This window comes from Thiocapsa bogorovii (genome assembly GCF_021228795.1).
In the GTDB taxonomy this organism is placed as follows: Bacteria; Pseudomonadota; Gammaproteobacteria; order Chromatiales; family Chromatiaceae; genus Thiocapsa; species Thiocapsa bogorovii.
Window position 1 is genome coordinate 967,682 of the sequence record NZ_CP089309.1, and the last position, 17,311, is coordinate 984,992.

A 17,311-nucleotide genomic window follows, 5' to 3' on the forward strand; every position below is an offset into this window, starting at 1 on the left:
TCCCTCTACTGCGATTTGCGAACCCGCAGGTACCATTCCGACAGAAGCCTGACCTGTTTCGGCGTGTAGCCCTTTTCGGTCATACGATCGACAAACTGATCATGCTTCTTCTGCTCGTCGACGGATGCCTTGGCGTTGAATGAAATGACCGGAAGCAGCTCCTCGGTATTGGAGAACATCTTCTTCTCGATGACGACACGCAGCTTCTCGTAACTGGTCCATTTCGGATTGGCACCGCCGTTGTTGGCACGTGCTCGCAGAACGAAGTTTACGATCTCGTTTCGGAAATCCTTCGGGTTGGAGATGCCCGCCGGCTTCTCGATCTTCTCCAGCTCCTCGTTGAGTCCGCTGCGATTCATCATCTCGCCCGTATCCGGATCTCGATACTCCTGGTCCTGAATCCAGTAGTCCGCATAGGTCACGTATCGATCGAAGATATTTTGGCCGTATTCCGCATAGGACTCTAGATAGGCCGTTTGAAGCTCCTTGCCGATGAATTCCGCATATCGAGGAGCGAGGTATTGTTTCAAGAAGCTGAGGTAGCGTTCGTGAGTCTCCGGGGGCAGCTGCTCACGCGTGATCTGGCGTTCGAGGACGTACAACAGATGAACGGGATTGGCCGCAACCTCGCTGTGATCGAAGTTAAAGACCTGCGAGAGGATCTTGAACGCAAAGCGGGTCGAGATTCCCGACATCCCTTCGTCGACCCCCGCATAGTCCCGATACTCCTGCATCGACTTGGCTTTTGGATCGGTGTCCTTGAGGTTCTCACCGTTGTAGACTCGCATCTTCGAAAAGATACTCGAATTCTCCGGCTCTTTCAGTCGCGTCAGCACGGAGAACTGAGCCATCATCGACAAGGTTCCAGGCGCACAAGGGGCATCTGCGAGCGAGCTGTTGTAGAGAAGCTTCTCGTAGATCTGAGTCTCTTCGTTGACACGCAGGCAATAGGGGACTTTGACGATGAAGACGCGGTCGAGAAAGGCCTCGTTGTTCTTATTGTTTCGGAAGCTCTGCCATTCCGACTCGTTGGAGTGTGCCAGGATGATGCCTTGGAACGGCAGCGCGGACAGCCCCTCGGTTCCGTTGTAGTTGCCTTCCTGGGTCGCAGTGAGCAGCGGATGCAGCACCTTGATCGGTGCCTTGAACATCTCGACGAACTCCATCACGCCCTGGTTCGCGCGGCACAGTGCACCGGAATAGCTGTAGGCGTCGGCGTCGTGTTGGGCGAAGCGCTCCAACTGCCTGATGTCAACCTTGCCGACCAGCGAAGAGATGTCCTGGTTGTTTTCGTCACCGGGCTCCGTCTTCGCGATCGCGACCTGCTCAAGGACCGACGGGTAAAGCTTCACGACCTTGAACTGCGTGATGTCGCCTCGGTATTCCTGCAACCGTTTGACCGCCCACGGCGACATGATCGTTCGCAGATAACGGGCCGGAATACCGTAGTCCTCTTCGAGGATGGGGCCGTCTTCTTCGGGCGAAAACAAACCGAGCGGTGACTCGAATACGGGCGAACCGTGGATCGCGTAGAAGGGTCGCAGCTCCATCAGCTCCTTGAGCTTTTCGGCGAGAGACGACTTTCCCCCGCCGACCGGCCCGAGGAGGTAGAGGATCTGTTTCTTTTCTTCGAGTCCTTGAGCCGCGTGCTTGAGGTACGAGACCAGGTGCTCGATCGACTCCTCCATCCCGTAAAACTCGGAGAACGCAGGATAGCGGCGAATCATCTTGTTCTGAAAGATCCGACTGAGCCTCGGATCGTCGCGGGTATTGACGAGCTCCGGCTCGCCGATCGCCGTCAGCAACCGCTGCGCCGCCCCCGCATAGGCGCTCGGGTCGGACTTGCACAGATGCAAGTACTCGTCGAGGCTCATCACCTCTTCGCGGGATGACTCGTAGCGTGCCTGATAGCGTTCGAAGATCGACATAAATGTTACCTCGCTCGGAAGCTGTTGTTGCTCGCCCGACCCAGTGTCGACCGCATCTCGCTTCGCATTATTGCTCGGGGCGAACTGTGGGAAAGACAAGGTTTGGATTCGAATGTTAGCAATACGCGCGCCATGGGATCGACCGTTGCTTCTGCACCGCGTCTGCACCGCGCCGGTACCGAACCTGATCTCGCTCGGAGCACCGACGCACCGCCACGACCGGATTGCGCTCCAAGAGAGTGCATGCACTCGCCGGGACGTCGACAGCGTCAACCGGACCGGCCCATCGGCACCGGCGCCGCCGCCCGGGCGGCATCGAACCGTTTCGGTCGAACGGGTTCAGCCGCGTTCCGCGGAGGCTCAGCCGGACATTCCTCTCTGCACGCTTCGGTGCTGGGCACCGCTCGCCCCACGCCGATGCATAGAGACTAGCACCAAGACGCCATGCCGGTTACAAAGACAGCGCGCCGCCGCCGGGGTTCATCCCGCGAGCAACATCGCCGAGGTGCACTCGCGTGTACGAGGGCCCCTGCTGGCTGCCGGCGGTCGGCAACCGCGCGGCGACCCGGGACGTCGTGCGGGGATGGGGCAGGTCGACGTCAGGCGCTGCGGCCCCGGATGAATTCGTTCAACAGGGCACGCGTCGATGCATCGTGATCCGCGCCGACATGCCCCCTCCCGATCTCGTCGAGGATGACGCCCGCGAGCTGTTTGCCGAGCTCCACACCCCATTGGTCGAACGAGTTGATCCCCCACAGTACGCCCTGCACGAAGATCCGATGTTCATAGAGCGCAATCAGGGCGCCCAGCGTAAAGGGCGTCAGCCGCTCCATCAGAATACTGTTGGTCGGACGGCTGCCGGGAAAGGTCCTGTGGTGCGCGAGAAATTGCGCACGGTCCTTCGGAACGCCGGCGCCGAGCATCTCGGCGAGCGCCTCCTGCGTGGTCCGCCCGCGCATCAGGGCCTCGGTTTGCGCAAAGAAGTTCGCCATGAGCTTCGGGTGATGATCGCCGAGCTCGTTGTGGCTCTTGATCGCTCCGATGAAATCCGCCGGGATCAGCTGCGTGCCCTGATGGATGAGCTGATAGAAGGCATGTTGCCCGTCGGTGCCCGGCTCGCCCCAGACGACCGGACCGGTGGTGTAGTCCACGGCGACACCCTCGCGGGTGACGCCTTTGCCGTTGCTCTCCATGTCGCCTTGCTGGAGGTACGCCGGCAAGAGCCTCAAATACTGATCGTAGGGCAAGACGGCATGCGTTCGTGCACCCCAAAAATTGGCATACCAGACCCCGAGCAGACCCAGGACGACAGGCATGTTCTCCGCCGGGGGGGCGGTTCGGAAATGTTCGTCCATCGCGAAGGCACCCTCGAGCAGCTCCACGAAACGATCGTAGCCGACCGCCAAGGCGATCGGCAGACCGATGGCCGACCAGAGCGAATAGCGTCCGCCGACCCAATCCCAAAACCCGAACATGTTCCGGGTGTCGATCCCGAAGGCGGAAACCTTCTCGGCATTCGTCGACACCGCAACAAAGTGCTTGGCGACCGCCGCCGGGTCGCGCGCCGCCGCCAACAGCCAGTCGCGCGCGCTGGAGGCGTTGGTCATGGTCTCCTGCGTCGTGAAGGTCTTGGAGGCTACGATGAAGAGTGTGCGTGCCGGATCCAGGTCGTTGAGTGTTTCCAGGAGATGGGTCCCGTCGACATTCGAGACGAAGTGCACCCGCAGATCGTTGCTGCCGTAGGCACCGAGCGCCGTGCAAACCATCTTGGGCCCGAGGTTGGAGCCGCCGATGCCGATGTTGACGACATCGCGGATGGACTGACCCTGAAAGCCCTTCCACTCGCCCGAGCGAACCAATCCGACGAACGCCTCGAGACGCTCGAGCACGCGATTCACACCCGGCATCACGTCTTGACCCTCGACCAGAATCGGTCGATTGGAGCGATTGCGCAGGGCCACATGCAGCACCGCGCGCTCCTCGGTGTTGTTGATGGGCTCGCCGGCGAACATCCGGGCGATCCATCCGCTCACGTCGGCGGTTTCAGCCAGATCGAGCAGCAGCGCGAGCGTCTGAGAGGTGATCAGATTCTTCGAGTAGTCCAAACGCAGTCCGGCGACGGACAAGCGCATGCGCTCGGCGCGGCCGGGATCGGATGCGAAGAGATCGCGCATCGCGACGTCCTGCATCTCTTGCCTGTGCTGCTCCAATGCCTGCCATGCGGGCGTTTGATGAATGAGCGACTTCATAACGTTCTCCTGATAAGACATTGGCGAATCTTGTGGCTTGCCGCGTCGACGGTCTCGCAACTTACTCGTCCATCCCTTCGCGCCAAGACTGGTCGTCCCTGTCGAACAAACGGTTCGCCTCGGGCGGCCCGCAGGATCCGGCCGGATACGTCTGGATGAAGTCACGCTCGGTGGACCAGAGCTTCAGCACCGGATCGACGACCCGCCAGGCCCAATCCACCTCGTCGAAGCGCAAAAAATGAGTATGGTCGCCCTCGATCACGTCCAGGATGAGCGCCTCGTAGGCGTCGATCTGCTCCGAGGGGATGGTGCAGCGACTCGCGTCCAACCGCTCGGTCTGGGTGCGCATCTCAAGTCCGGGTTGCTTGACTTGGATCTCCATGCGGATGCACTCGTTGGGCTGGATATTGAGCAGCAGCCAGTTGGGCTTGAGCTGCTCGATGGCCGTATAGCGGAACAGCTGCTGCGGCGGATGCTTGAATCGAATGGCGATCAGTGAGTTGCTGCGGGCAAGCCGCTTTCCGGTGCGCAGATAGAAAGGCACGTTGCGCCAGCGCCAGTTGTCGATGTAGAGCTTCAGCGAGGCATAGGTCTCGGTGGTGCTGTTGTGCCCCACGCCGGGCTCGTCGCGATAGCCCGGAACTTTGCTTCCGCCGGAAGCGCCGGGTCCGTATTGTGCGCGAAAGGCCTGGGCATGTACCGCCTCGCGCGGGATCGGGCGGATCGAGCGCAGGACCTTGACCTTCTCGTCGCGCAGCGCCTCGGCATCCAGACAGGGCGGAGGCTCCATCGCCACCAGGGTCAGCATCTGCAGCAGATGACTCTGGATCATGTCGCGCATGGCACCCACACCGTCGTAGAAACCGGCACGCTCCCCGATCCCGGCCGCCTCGGCGTGCGAGATCTGGACATGATCGATGTAGTTGCGATTCCAAAGGGGCTCGAGCAGCAGATTGGCGAAACGGAACACCAAGATGTTCTGAACCGTACTCTTGCCCAGATAGTGATCGATGCGAAAGATCTGCGACTCGTCGAAACAATGCCGGATGCGGCGATCCAGGATGGCGGCGCTTTCGAGATCGAAGCCGAAGGGTTTCTCTACCACCAGACGGGACCAGCGTCCGTCCTCGGTGTTCAGGCCCTGAGCGGCCAGGTTGTCCACGATACCGCCGTAGTGTCTCGGCGCCACCGCGAGATAAGTCATGAGATTGACCGGGATGTCGGCCTCCTCGCGCAGTCGTTCCGCCAAGCGTCCGTAACCGTCCGACTCTTCCAGGTCGCCTTCGACGAAGCGCATCCGACCGAGCAGACGTTCCAAGACAGGCGCATCGGGAGCACCGGGCAGTCGTTCGACAAGCTTCGACCGGACCTCCTCGCGCCAGTCCTCATCCGACCAAGGGCGGCGGCCGAAGCCCATGATCCGAGTCTCGGGATGAAGACGCTCTGCCGCCTCGATGTGATAGAGCGCCGGGAGCAGCTTGATGCTCACCAGGTTACCCGTCGAGCCGAAGATCAGGATGGTGCAGGGATCCAGCATGAGCTTGGTGCCTCGATCGCGGACAAATATGATAACGTGAGTTTTGTCATACTGTTGCCAAGCCAGGCGTGCCGCGCCGGCAACCGCTTCGCTCGGATTTAGGGACCCTCCATGGAGCCATCGCCTTTTCTATCCCCGGACATTACCGCGCCGGAGCGGCCGCTGCATATCCTCGTGGCGAGCAGCGAGGCTCATCCGCTGATCAAGACCGGCGGGCTCGCCGATGTCGCGGCCAGTCTACCCGCTGCGTTGCGCGATCTGGGCCACGACGCGCGGCTCATCCTGCCGGCCTATCCACGCGCGGCCCGCCGGTTGCGCGATACCAAGATCCTTTGCGAGCTGAAGATCCCGGCGAGCCGCACCCACGTGCGCATTCTCGAAGGCAAGCATCCAGATCACGACTTGCCGATCTATTTAGTCGACGCACCCGAGCACTTCTGTCGCGAAGGCAATCCCTACACCGACCTCAGCGGACGTGACTGGGGCGACAACGCCGAGCGCTTCCTGCTCTTCTGCCGGGCCATTGCCTTGGTCGCTTGCGGTCTTCCGGCGATCGGCTGGCGTCCGGACGTGCTGCACGGCAACGACTGGCAAACCGGACTGGCCCCTGCCCTGCTCCGAGATCTGCCGGGCCATCCGGCAAACGTCTTCACGATCCACAATCTCGCCTACCAAGGTCTGTTCGATCGCGCGACCTTCGATCGGCTCGGCCTACCGCCCGCGCTGTGGAGCGTCTCGGGGCTGGAGTTCCATCAGAGGATGTCCTTCATCAAGGGGGGGATCATCTTCTCCGATCGGGTCAACACCGTCAGCCCATCCTATGCCGCGGAGGTGCGCACGGCACGTTTCGGATGCGGGCTCGACGGGCTCTTGCGGCAGATCGGCACGCGTTTCAGCGGCATCCTCAACGGGGTCGATTACCGGGTCTGGGATCCCCTCACGGATCCCTTCATTCTCCAATGCTATGACCCGGAGACGTTCGGACTCAAGGCGGAGAATAAGCTCGACATCCAACGCGAGGTCGGGCTTCCGCGCAACGAGGAAGCCTTCGTGCTGGGTTATATCGGCCGCTTGGTCGAGCAGAAGGGTGTGGACCTGATCCTCGCCATGCTCCCGCGCCTTCTCGAGGACCCGCGCATCCAGGTCGTGTTCCAAGGCACCGGAGAACGCAGCACGGAGCAGGCACTTCTCGCCATTGCTGCCTTGTATCCGCGCCAGGTCGGGGGCTTCGTCGAGTACGAGGAGGCACGTGCGCATCGCATCGAGGCGGGCTCGGACGCCTTCTTGATGCCCTCGCGCTTCGAGCCCTGCGGGCTGAACCAGATCTACAGCCTGCGGTACGGCACGCCGCCCATCGCCCACCGCACCGGCGGACTGGCCGACACCGTGGTGCATACCTCCCCGGAAACGCTCGCCGACGGCACCGCAACCGGTTTTTTGTTCGAGGAGCCACGCGCCGAGGCCCTTCTCGACGCCGTGCGACAGGCCCTGCAACTGTATCGCGACAACCCGCAGGCATGGCAAAAGCTCGCGACGACTGGAATGCAGCAGGACTTCAGTTGGGAGGCGAGCGCACGCAGCTATGTGCGGCTTTATGCCGAGGCGATCGCCGATCGGGCGATCGCGCAGGAGACGGAGCAGGCGAGCGCAGCGTCTGGGTAACCGCCCGGTCGGACAGAGTCCGATGGGCTTCTACGGGTTAAATTCTGCGTGCCGGTCTACGACAGCAAGCGTTGGTCGGGCGGGTTGGAGCGGGATCAGGCCACCTGAGCCGGGATGAAATCTCCGGTGCGGGTCACGCGGTTGTGCTCGTTGAGATAGACGAGCGCCGGGCGGTGGGCATCGGCCTCGGCCTCCGTCATCTCGGCGTAGGCGCAGATGATCACGCGATCGCCAGGTGCGGCTTTGTGCGCTGCAGCCCCATTGACCGAGATCACACGCGAGCCGGGCTCGGCACGGATGGCGTAGGTTGTGAACCGCTCGCCGTTGGTGACGTTGTAGATCTGAATCTGTTCGTATTCGCGAATGCCGGCGAGCGTCAGTAGCTCCTCGTCGATGGCACAGGAGCCCTCGTAGTCGACCTCCGCGTGGGTCACGCAAGCCCGATGCAGTTTGCACTTCAACAAGGTCAGATGCATGTCTTCAATCCTCCGAAAGGCCCGTCCGGCCGCGCCTTCGTGCCCTGACGAAGCGCTCTCGATCTAAGAATCGGCGTAGTTTACCGCAGCGTTTGTTGCGGCGCAGCATTCGCATCCATCTGCACCGCGAGATTGTCGATCAAACGTGCCCGACCAAGATAGGCGGCCGCGAGAATCACAAGATCTCGGTCGGCCTCCGTGGCCGGTCGCAGGTCCTCCGCCGCACGCACCTGGACATAGTCTGGGGCCAAACCGGCCTTGCGCAAAGCGTCCTCGGCCTCTCGCTCGACCGCCGCGGCACCGCTGCCGGCCAGCAAGGATTGCCGAGCCGCCTCCAATATCCGCCGCAATGCCGGGGCGCGTGCCCGATCCGAAGACGAAAGGTAGCCATTCCGAGAGCTCATGGCGAGCCCGTCGGACTCGCGCACCGTCGGCACTCCGACGATCTCCACCGGCATGGCCAGGTCTTCGACCATCCGCCGGATCACCAACAGCTGCTGGAAATCCTTCTCGCCGAACAGCGCGACATCCGGCTGCACCATGTTGAATAACTTGCAGACCACCGTCGCCACCCCGCGAAAATGTCCGGGACGGCTCTCGCCGCAGAGGATATCGGAGAGCCCCGGCACCTCCACGCGCGTCTGCGCCTCGCTGCCGCGCGGGTAGACGGTCGCGACACCGGGGGCGAACAAGAGGTCGCAACCCGCCGCCTCGAGTCGCTCCCGATCATGCGCCAAGGTCCGCGGATAGGCATCCAGATCCTCGGCGGGGCCAAACTGCATCGGGTTGACGAAGATGCTCGCGACCACCCGCGGCGCGTGCGTGCGTGCCTCCGCAATCAAGCTCATATGCCCGGCGTGCAGATTCCCCATCGTCGGGACAAAGGCCACACGCTCGCCGGCGGCACGCCAAGCACGCACCTGCGATCGCAAGTCTTCCACGGTTTCGATCGTGTTCATCGGACTATCCCGCTGCAGCGTCCGACGCTGATTGATCCGCTCGGATTCGGTATCGATCCGCCATCAGTACGGTATCTCGTCGCGACCGGGGAACTCACGCGATTTGACCGCTCGGACATAAGCATCGACAGCATCCCCGATCGAAACCTGACCGGTCATGAAATTTCTGCTGAAGCTCGGCGGACGCCCTGGATTGAGCCCGAGCATGTCGTGCAGCACGAGCACCTGGCCATCGCATCCGGCCCCGGCGCCGATTCCGATAACGGGAATGCTCAGCATCAAGGCGATCTCCGAGGCCAATGCAGCAGGCACGCATTCCAAGACCAAGAGGCTCGCGCCGGCCTCCTGCATGGCGACGGCATCGTGCCGAATCGCCTCGGCGGAGGCATGGTCTCGACCCTGAAAACGATAACCTCCGATGCGGTGCACCGACTGAGGCAGAAGCCCCAAATGGGCGCAGACGGGCACGCCCTGCTCCGTGAGCCGCCGCACCGTGTCCAGCATCGGCGCACCGCCCTCGAGCTTCACGACCTCCGCCCCGCCCTCCTGCATCAAGCACCCGGCGGCGTCGATTGCGCGCTCCGGCGTCGCGCTGGCGAGAAAAGGCAAATCCACGACAAGAAGTGCCCGCTCCCGTCCGCGCGAGACGCAGGCCGCGTGATAAACCATTTGCTCGATCGTGACCGGCACGGTCGTGCGGTGCCCCTGGAGCACCATCCCGAGAGAATCCCCCACCAGCATCAGATCGACGCCTACACTGTCGAGCAGGCGCGCGAAGCTGGCATCGTAGCAGGTGAGACAAGCGATGGGCTCGCCCTTCGCCTTCATTCCGGCGAGCGTGGCGACCGTAATCGGCGCGAGGGACATGGTCGACTCCGAAGATCAGGCAGGATGTCAGCGAGGATAGTGGCCGAGATCGAGCAACGCTACCCCGCGCTCGATCGCGTCCGAAGAGGAGGATCAGCCGCCGCTCTCCACACCACTCGTCGCCCCCGAAGCGGCGCCCCCGTCCGATTTGCGGCGCCGCGAACGACGCCTCCGCCGTTTGGCGCTGCCTTCAGTCATCGAGGCGCGCTCCTGTCCGCTCGCCTCCTGAAAGCGTGTCCACCACGCCGCCAGCTCCGGATCCGCCTCGCCCGCCTCCGCACGCAGGACAAGGAAGTCGTACGCGGCTCGGAACCGCGGATGCGTCACCAAGCGTTGCGGACGTTTGCCGTCACGCTGCTCGAGGCGAGGCTGCATCGACCAGATTTCGCGCATCGGCAGCGAAAACCGCTTGGGAATCGCCACGAGCGATTGCTGCTGCGTGCAAACCTCGCTCGCCGCCAGGAACATCGCCTCGTTGGCCGCCTCGCCTTCGGCCAGAAACTCCTCGAAACGCCGACGAACCGGCTCCCAGAGGAGCACGCCGAACAGGAAGGCCGGCGTCACGGATTTGCCCTCATGCAGTCGCTTGTCGGTATTGGCCAAACCGCGACTGACAAAGGTGAGCGGGAAGCCTTGATCTTCCCGGGCCAAGCAGTCCTCCGTCGCCGGGAAGAGCTCCCCGAAGAGCCCGTACTGCCGCAGCTTCTCGAAGACGCCGAGGCCGTAACCCGAATGAAAGAGCTTGATCAGCTCATCGAAGAGTCGCGCCGGTGCGATGTCTGCGAGCAGGTGTGCGAGCTTGAACAGCGGCGTCTCGGTCTGCTGCTCGATCGTGAAGCCCAGCTTGCAGGCGAACCGGACCGCACGGAGCATCCTCACGGGATCCTCGCGGTAACGCTGCTCCGGGTCCCCGATCAAACGCAGCCGTCCGGCCTTGATGTCATCGAGCCCGTCGGCGTAATCGATCAGCGAAAAGTCGGCAATGTTGTAGTAGAGCGCATTGACCGTGAAATCCCGGCGCAAGGCGTCCTCGGCGATGGTGCCGTAGGTGTTGTCCCGAAGGATCCGGCCGTTCTCCATCTGCCGATCGTTGTCGTCGCCCTCCGACGCAACGGTCGTGCCGCGAAAGGTCGCGACCTCGATGATCTCGCGCCCGAAATGGACATGTGCCAACCGAAAGCGCCGCCCGATCAGACGACAGTTGCGAAACACCTGTCGGACCTGCTCCGGGGTCGCATCGGTCGCCACGTCGAAATCCTTCGGCTCGTGGCCGAGCAGAAGGTCCCGCACGCCGCCGCCGACCAGATGGGCTTGAAAATTCTCTTGTTTCAAACGGTAGAGCACCTTGAGGGCGTTCTCGCTGATGTTCGCGCGCGAGATCCCGTGCTCGGGCCGAGGCACGATCAAAGGACTCGCCGCGATCGCCTCCGGGCTCGTGTTTTGGAAAGGTTCCTGCATCACCTTTTAGGAGGAATTCCTGATCGCTGGGGCCGCACTCACGTCGGCGTCACCCGGTGCCGAGCACGACGGGGCGCGGAGTTGCAGCCATTGAAAAGACGACGGTCACAGCCGGCTTGTAGAGCGCCGTGATGCGCGTATAATACGCGTTTCCACGCTGCAGTACCTGCTCCCTTCGTCTAGCGGTTAGGACGCTGGCCTCTCACGCCGGTAACAGGGGTTCGAACCCCCTAGGGAGCGCCAAATCCAAGCCGATGATCTGCAAGAGTATTTTGCACGATCCTCAAACTTTCCCCGGACTCCGAAGTTTTTCTTTTCCCAATCGGCACGACCATCGTCAAGTCCGCGACGACGAGGACGCGCGCTTTTCACGGCATGTCCTATCGGGGCGAGCGCAGACGGCAAGTGGTCCGGAACGAGGCACCCCGAGCAGCGGGGCCGGCTGCAAGAACCCGTAGAGCCACAGCCTTGTATTCCCGACCGAGCCGTGACCTTCGGCACGCGATGCCGGGTCGACCCGGCATCGGCCGACCGTGGTGAACTACATCGGGAAGCCGCCCGGCGGCATGCCCCCCGGTGGGAAGCCCCCGCCCGGCGGAAAGCCTCCAGGCATGCGCCCCTGCATCGAACGCATCATCTTGGCCATGCCGCCGCCCTTCATCTTCTTGAACATCTTCTGCATCTGAGCGAACTGCTTGAGCAGGCGGTTCACGTCCTGCACCTCGGTGCCGGATCCAGCGGCAATGCGACGCTTTCGCGACCCCTTGATGACGGCAGGAAAACGGCGCTCCTGAGGTGTCATGGAGTTGATGATGGCAATCAGCTTGCCCATCTCCTTGTCGCTGGCCTTGTTCTTGACGTGGTCCGGGATCTGCCCCATCCCCGGGAGCTTGTCCAGAAGGCCCATCATGCCCCCCATGCTCGCCATCTGGTCGAGCTGCTCCTTGAAGTCGACGAGATCGAACTCCTTACCCTTCTTGAGCTTCTTGACCAGCTTCTCGGCCTTGTCCTTGTCGACCTTCGCCTGGACCTCCTCGACCAACGAGACCACGTCCCCCATCCCGAGGATGCGCGAGGCAACCCGATCCGGAAAGAAGGGCTCGAGCGCAGTGGTCTTCTCGCCGGTGCCGAGGAATTTGATCGGCTTGCCGGTGATCTGTCGGATCGACAGCGCCGCGCCGCCGCGGGCATCGCCGTCGGTCTTCGTCAGCACCACGCCGGTCAGCGGCAGTGCTTCGTCGAACGCCTTTGCCGTATTGGCTGCATCCTGACCCGTCATGGCATCCACGACGAAGAGGGTCTCGATCGGCTTCAACGCGGCATGAACCGCCTTGATCTCGTCCATCATGGCCGAGTCGACATGCAGCCGGCCGGCGGTGTCGACGATCAGCACATCCTTGAAATGCTTGCGCGCCGCATCGAGTGCGCGCTTGGCGATATCGATCGGGTTCTGATCCGGGGTGCTCGGGTAGAACTCGGCCCCGACCTCGGTTGCGACCGTTTTCAACTGCTCGATGGCGGCCGGCCGGTAGACGTCGCAGCTCACGACCATCACCGACTTGCCCTGCTTCTCCTGCAGCCATCGCGCAAGCTTGGCGACACTCGTTGTCTTGCCCGAACCCTGCAGGCCCGCCATCAGCACGACAGCCGGCGGTTGGGCGGTCAGATCCAACTGCTCGTTGGCCTGCCCCATCAGCTTGACCAGCTCGTCGTTGACGATCTTGATCATGACCTGGCCGGGGGTCAGACTCCGGGTCACGGTCTCGCCGAGCGCCTTTTCGCGCACCTCGTCGACGAACTGCCGCACCACCGGGAGGGCAACGTCGGCCTCGAGAAGCGCCATGCGCACCTGGCGAACGGTGTCCTTGATGTTCTCTTCGGTCAGACGACCCTGACCGCGCAAATTGTTCAGGACATCGCCGAAACGATCCTGGAGAGTCTCAAACATAGGGTGGACCTCGATCCTCGTCGGGCCACGATGCCCGCATGAACACTCGATCTGAATCAGGCCGGCGTCGGCCCGGCCAGTCGTGAAAGTTCCGAGTATAATGCCCGCCACCGGCAGGCGATACGACAAGGCCCCGCCATGAAGACCTCAGGTTTGCGCTAGCCCTGTGTGCGATCCCACGTCATCCGCGTCCAGAGCGAGATGCTGACTTTCGAGTGAGCCCGGCGTTTGATGCACCCACACCACTTAGCGGGGAAGCGGTTTAAAATGTTATATTTTTTAATATTTTAAACCGCGCCGGCTCCAACGGTCGTCAAGTCTGCCGGGGCCGATCCCATCCACAAACATCGCATACCGCGCTGGGCGCGGTTTAGGCCCATCGGTTTCCATCTATGACCCATACCCTCATTGCCATCGTCGCCATCCTCTGCTACTCGGCGGCCGCCGCCTTGATCGGCATGCGCTTGTTCCGCAAGACCGACGGATGGACTCCGAAGCGCCCGCTGATGCTCGGACTGATGTTCGTCGGCCTCGCACTACACAGCTGGCTTCTTTGGGACAGCATCTTCAGCCACGCCGGACTCAATCTCGGGTTCTACAACGCGCTGGCGCTCACCACCTGGACCATCATCACGCTGCTGCTGGTGTCGAGCCTGACCAAGCCGGTGGAAAACCTCGGCCTGCTGCTCCTGCCCGCCGCGGCCCTGAGCCTCGTCTTGGAGGCATCGTTCGCCGATGTCGGCTTCATGCGCCCGAGTGCGGACTGGCCCCTGAAGATCCATGTCCTGCTCTCGATGCTGGCCTACAGTCTCCTGACCTTGGCCGCCGTGCAGGCGATCCTGTTGGCCGTGCAGGACAGCCACCTGCGCAGCCGTCATCCGGGCGGCTTCGTGCGCACCCTGCCCCCCCTTCAGACGATGGAAAGCCTGCTCTTCGAGATGATCACCGCGGGCTTCGTACTCCTGACCCTGGCGCTGTTGAGCGGTTTCGCCTTCCTCGAAGACATGCTCGCACAGCACCTCGTGCACAAGACGGTGCTCTCGATCCTGGCGTGGCTGATGTTTGGCGGACTGCTCATCGGGCGGTTTCGCAAGGGCTGGCGCGGTCGTACCGCGATCGGCTGGACGCTCGGTGGGTTCGTTGTGCTGATTCTGGCCTACTTCGGCAGCAAAGCCGTCTTGGAGCTGGTTCTGCAACGCGCCGCTTAAACCGCGCCCAGCGCAGTATGCAATGTTTTCGGATGCGATCAGCCTCGGCGGACTTGGCGGCCGTTGGAGCCGGCGCGGTTTAGGCGAAGACTTGAAACCGCCATGACAAGGCACGCCTCGGGGCATCTTGGTTTGTGCCGAGCCGTGCGAGGCACATGCAACCGTCGACGCCAGTTGTGCTGACGACGGTCAGCACAACTGACGACGACTGCCGGAGCTTCCGGACGTAGCCTCAGACATTGACGTTACGGGCCTTCGGTCGCGCATCACCTCGATCGGCCTTGAGGCAACGATAGCGCATGAGATCCTCGGGACGATCCAGATCCCACAAAACCGGAAGCTCCGAGCAGCGCCACCCCAGAGACGCGATACGTCCCCGCGTCATCGCGGCAACGTGCTCGCCGCCCCACGGCATATCCGTGAACAACGCCGGCGCAGGGGCCTTGAGCCCGAGCAGCACATAACCGCCGTCCTCAGCCGGACCCAGAGCCGCGTCGGACTCCCCAAGGGTCGCCAACGCCGACGCGCAATAGTCGGCATCGAGGCTCGGGATATCGGCACCGAGGAGCAGCACCGCGTCTGCACGACCCAGCGCGTCCTCCGCCGCCGTGCTCAAGCGCTCGCCGAGATCCTCGCCCTGCTGCGTGCGCAGCGCGACACCCGCCGACGCGGCAAGGGCTCGAAACAGCGGATGCTCGGAATCGGGCGAGCACCAGAGCTCCACCGGGGCGAGGTGCGCGCCCGAGAGCCGCCGGACCAGCCGCTCGAGAAGATCGCAAGCAAGCTCGGCAGCGCCCGTAGGTCCCAGCGCCGGGATCAAGCGGGTCTTCACCTGTCCCGGGATCGGGGCCTTGGCGAAGATCAGGATGCGGGCGTTCGGGTAGCGCACCGACCTGCCCTCGGGATGACCCGGGCCGCTCACCTCAAGCCAAGGCCCCGCCACAGCTGCTTCCCTGGCCCGCAGCGCAGCCGTAGCAATGCTCCGCGGTCCGGATGCGCAGACCCTCGAGCCCATCGACATCGACCTCCGAGACGTGCAGCCGCCGCGCGTCCCGTTCGAGCCCAAGACCAAGCATCTGATTGAAATCGCAATCGAAGACGAAGCCCTGCCAATCCACGCTGATCAGGTCGCGGCACATGACGGCGTCGAGATTCTCCGCGCGATAGGCGCCCTTTAGAAGGTTCATATAGTCGGCGAACTGCCCGGTCGACTGAAGCAGGCTGCCGAAGCGCTTGATCGGCATGTTCGTGATCGTCAGCAAGCGACTGAAAACGATGCCGTAACGCTCGCCGAGAACAGCGCGGTAATCGGTCTCCAAGGCACACTGAGCAGGCGGCAAGGTCGGGCCCTGCGGATTGAACACCAGGTCCAGCTCAAGACCGCTGCCTTCGACGCCGTAGCCTAGGCGGTTGAGCAGGCGCAGACCGGCGATGCTGGCTGCAAAGACGCCGCTGCCGCGCTGAGTATCGACATTGTCAGCCAGGTAACAGGGCAAGGACGCAACAACCCGAACGCCTTGCTCCGCCAAGAAGGCGCCGAGATCCTCATGGCCGGGCTCCGAGAGGATCGTCAGGTTGCAGCGGTCGATCACCTCCGCACCGCGACGCCGGCCCTCGCGAGCCAGGCGGCGAAACTCCGGATGCATCTCGGGTGCACCGCCCGTGATATCGAGCGTGCGCACCGGATGCCGGTCCAGGAATGCGAGCACCGCCGCGATCGTCTCCTCGCTCATCGACTCGGAGCGCTTGGGCCCGGCATCCACATGGCAGTGACGGCAACTCTGGTTGCAGCGATAACCCAGGTTGATCTGCAGGGTCTGTAGGCGGCGCCGGTCGATCGCGGGAAAATCCGACGGGAAGAGCAAGGGCAGTGAATCGAGCATGCAGACTCCGGAACAATTGCAGGGCTTGTTTCGAGACATCGGCACGGTGCACAATGCGCCGTCGGCGTTGTCGGACCCGAGGAGAGTCGGGGCGGAGAATCGTCGAAACAATTAGAAGCACGGGGCCGTAGCTCAGCTGGGAGAGCGCCGCGTTCGCAATGCGGAGGTCAGGGGTTCGATCCCCCTCGGCTCCACCACCACCGATACGAAGGCCAGGCTTCTGTCCGGGCGGCTTTCGTCGGGATCGTACCCCCGCTGGATTCGCGCGCGGAAGACTCGCCTTCACCAGCACGGACACCTAAGGGCCACAGGCATCTGACCCGCCCCTCGATCACCTCACCGATCGCTCGACGGCTGACCACGCTGTGGTCCTGTCCTTGCCCATCGTTGGACACCAGGCCTCGAGAAACCTCGCCGTCGGTGCGGACAAGATCCGCTGAGGACAGGCATCTGTACGGTCCGACCTCACGGCTGCGGCGACATCAGGAAGATTCCGGATCCCGGCGGTCGTCGTTAACCGAGTATGCACTCACCAAGGCAGCTTGCGTCTCCACCGTCAGGCGTGCGAGCTCAGGCAGGTCTGAGATCAGCGCATCCAGATCGCCGCGGCGCCCGGCCTGCTCCATCTTGAATGCCAAGGCTCCCAGACAACAGGCACCGAAGGTCAAGGCGCTGCCCTTGAGCGCGTGTGCCTCGTGGCAGGCCGCGGACGCGTCGCGGGCGGAGACAGCAGCCTCGATCCGATGCCGACGCCGCTCCGACTCGGTTCGGAACAGGTCCATGAGGTCCAGGACCGAGTCCCGGCCCAAATCGTCGTTCAGTCGGGAAAGGACCGCGAGATCGAGCAGCGACGTGTCAACGGCCGTCTCGGGCATCATAGCCGCCTCGGCATCGAGCGGATTGTTTAGGTTCTCGTCCACGCGCTCAAGCCGACCCGCCGCCGGGCACCGCGACCCCGCGATCGCGAGCGTCGCCGGCAACGGACGCCGTATCTACAAGGGCTGCCGATCGCTTCGGGGCGAGCGGGAGCACAGGAGACACGACGATGCGTGCGTGGCCGAACCTGGTCGAGGACCCTGCATTGATAACCGACATCGCGGTCTGCCTCCGTCGTGGTTGGGGCGAGAACTTGTCCG

13 protein-coding genes and 2 tRNA genes are annotated in these 17,311 nt (G+C 63.0%); 4 read left to right on the forward strand and 11 right to left on the reverse strand.

Annotated elements, in window-relative coordinates; translation table 11 throughout:
• Positions 1 to 5: 5 nt before the first annotated feature.
• From LT988_RS04440 to zwf, 3 genes are all read right to left on the reverse strand, one after another.
• Entirely contained in the window at positions 6 to 1,928 is a 1,923-nt protein-coding gene (locus LT988_RS04440) for a PrkA family serine protein kinase (RefSeq protein WP_232409029.1), read from the reverse strand.
• 599 nt (positions 1,929 to 2,527) lie between these two features.
• Entirely contained in the window at positions 2,528 to 4,177 is a 1,650-nt protein-coding gene (pgi, locus tag LT988_RS04445) for a glucose-6-phosphate isomerase (RefSeq protein ID WP_232409030.1), read from the reverse strand.
• Between the two features lie 61 nt (positions 4,178 to 4,238).
• Positions 4,239 to 5,714 (reverse strand): glucose-6-phosphate dehydrogenase, encoded by a 1,476-nt coding sequence (zwf, locus tag LT988_RS04450; protein WP_232409031.1) that lies wholly within the window; start codon positions 5,712 to 5,714, stop codon positions 4,239 to 4,241.
• Between the two features lie 111 nt (positions 5,715 to 5,825).
• Between zwf and glgA the strand changes: the two genes are divergently transcribed.
• Positions 5,826 to 7,376 (forward strand): glycogen synthase GlgA, encoded by a 1,551-nt coding sequence (glgA, locus tag LT988_RS04455; protein ID WP_232409032.1) that lies wholly within the window; start codon positions 5,826 to 5,828, stop codon positions 7,374 to 7,376.
• A gap of 95 nt (positions 7,377 to 7,471) precedes the next feature.
• On the opposite strand, the gene panD is transcribed toward glgA, so the two are convergent.
• The 4 genes from panD to pcnB form a co-directional block, all read right to left on the reverse strand.
• The gene (gene panD / locus LT988_RS04460; protein ID WP_232409033.1) at positions 7,472 to 7,852 is read right to left on the reverse strand and encodes an aspartate 1-decarboxylase; all 381 of its coding nucleotides are present in this window, start codon (positions 7,850 to 7,852) and stop codon (positions 7,472 to 7,474) included.
• An 80-nt stretch (positions 7,853 to 7,932) separates the two neighbouring features.
• The gene (gene panC, locus LT988_RS04465) at positions 7,933 to 8,811 is read right to left on the reverse strand and encodes a pantoate--beta-alanine ligase (RefSeq protein WP_232409034.1); all 879 of its coding nucleotides are present in this window, start codon (positions 8,809 to 8,811) and stop codon (positions 7,933 to 7,935) included.
• Between the two features lie 63 nt (positions 8,812 to 8,874).
• The gene (gene panB, locus LT988_RS04470; protein ID WP_232409035.1) at positions 8,875 to 9,678 is read right to left on the reverse strand and encodes a 3-methyl-2-oxobutanoate hydroxymethyltransferase; all 804 of its coding nucleotides are present in this window, start codon (positions 9,676 to 9,678) and stop codon (positions 8,875 to 8,877) included.
• A gap of 93 nt (positions 9,679 to 9,771) precedes the next feature.
• Complete coding sequence (gene pcnB, locus LT988_RS04475) at positions 9,772 to 11,136, reverse strand: polynucleotide adenylyltransferase PcnB (RefSeq protein WP_232410515.1); 1,365 nt, start codon at positions 11,134 to 11,136, stop codon at positions 9,772 to 9,774.
• Between the two features lie 168 nt (positions 11,137 to 11,304).
• Between pcnB and LT988_RS04480 the strand changes: the two genes are divergently transcribed.
• Positions 11,305 to 11,379 (forward strand) — tRNA-Glu (locus LT988_RS04480).
• A gap of 298 nt (positions 11,380 to 11,677) precedes the next feature.
• Here LT988_RS04480 and ffh read toward each other — a convergent pair.
• Positions 11,678 to 13,084: a signal recognition particle protein gene (gene ffh, locus LT988_RS04485; RefSeq protein WP_232409036.1), complete on the reverse strand. Its 1,407-nt coding sequence runs from the start codon at positions 13,082 to 13,084 to the stop codon at positions 11,678 to 11,680.
• 392 nt (positions 13,085 to 13,476) lie between these two features.
• Here ffh and LT988_RS04490 point away from each other — a divergent pair, with 392 nt between their 5' ends.
• The gene (locus LT988_RS04490; protein ID WP_232409037.1) at positions 13,477 to 14,292 is read left to right on the forward strand and encodes a cytochrome C assembly family protein; all 816 of its coding nucleotides are present in this window, start codon (positions 13,477 to 13,479) and stop codon (positions 14,290 to 14,292) included.
• A 232-nt stretch (positions 14,293 to 14,524) separates the two neighbouring features.
• On the opposite strand, the gene LT988_RS04495 is transcribed toward LT988_RS04490, so the two are convergent.
• Together LT988_RS04495 and arsS are read right to left on the reverse strand one after the other, a co-directional pair.
• Positions 14,525 to 15,181, reverse strand: coding sequence for a TIGR04282 family arsenosugar biosynthesis glycosyltransferase (locus tag LT988_RS04495; RefSeq protein ID WP_232409038.1), 657 nt, complete (start codon positions 15,179 to 15,181; stop codon positions 14,525 to 14,527).
• Positions 15,182 to 15,215: 34 nt separating this feature from the next.
• Entirely contained in the window at positions 15,216 to 16,175 is a 960-nt protein-coding gene (arsS, locus tag LT988_RS04500; RefSeq protein ID WP_232409039.1) for an arsenosugar biosynthesis radical SAM (seleno)protein ArsS, read from the reverse strand.
• A 121-nt stretch (positions 16,176 to 16,296) separates the two neighbouring features.
• Here arsS and LT988_RS04505 point away from each other — a divergent pair.
• Positions 16,297 to 16,372: transfer RNA gene (locus LT988_RS04505), tRNA-Ala, on the forward strand.
• A 285-nt stretch (positions 16,373 to 16,657) separates the two neighbouring features.
• On the opposite strand, the gene LT988_RS04510 is transcribed toward LT988_RS04505, so the two are convergent.
• Entirely contained in the window at positions 16,658 to 17,095 is a 438-nt protein-coding gene (locus LT988_RS04510; protein ID WP_232409040.1) for an Hpt domain-containing protein, read from the reverse strand.
• Between the last annotated feature and the right edge of the window lie 216 nt (positions 17,096 to 17,311).

Coding starts and splice junctions, on each gene's coding strand:
- panB (WP_232409035.1), bottom strand. CDS start 9,678: ATGTCCCTCGCGCCGATTACGGTCGCCACGCTCGCCGGAATGAAGGCG.
- arsS (WP_232409039.1), bottom strand. CDS start 16,175: ATGCTCGATTCACTGCCCTTGCTCTTCCCGTCGGATTTTCCCGCGATC.
- glgA (WP_232409032.1), top strand. CDS start 5,826: ATGGAGCCATCGCCTTTTCTATCCCCGGACATTACCGCGCCGGAGCGG.
- ffh (WP_232409036.1), bottom strand. CDS start 13,084: ATGTTTGAGACTCTCCAGGATCGTTTCGGCGATGTCCTGAACAATTTG.
- pcnB (WP_232410515.1), bottom strand. CDS start 11,136: ATGCAGGAACCTTTCCAAAACACGAGCCCGGAGGCGATCGCGGCGAGT.
- panC (WP_232409034.1), bottom strand. CDS start 8,811: ATGAACACGATCGAAACCGTGGAAGACTTGCGATCGCAGGTGCGTGCT.
- zwf (WP_232409031.1), bottom strand. CDS start 5,714: ATGCTGGATCCCTGCACCATCCTGATCTTCGGCTCGACGGGTAACCTG.
- panD (WP_232409033.1), bottom strand. CDS start 7,852: ATGCATCTGACCTTGTTGAAGTGCAAACTGCATCGGGCTTGCGTGACC.
- pgi (WP_232409030.1), bottom strand. CDS start 4,177: ATGAAGTCGCTCATTCATCAAACGCCCGCATGGCAGGCATTGGAGCAG.
- LT988_RS04440 (WP_232409029.1), bottom strand. CDS start 1,928: ATGTCGATCTTCGAACGCTATCAGGCACGCTACGAGTCATCCCGCGAA.
- LT988_RS04490 (WP_232409037.1), top strand. CDS start 13,477: ATGACCCATACCCTCATTGCCATCGTCGCCATCCTCTGCTACTCGGCG.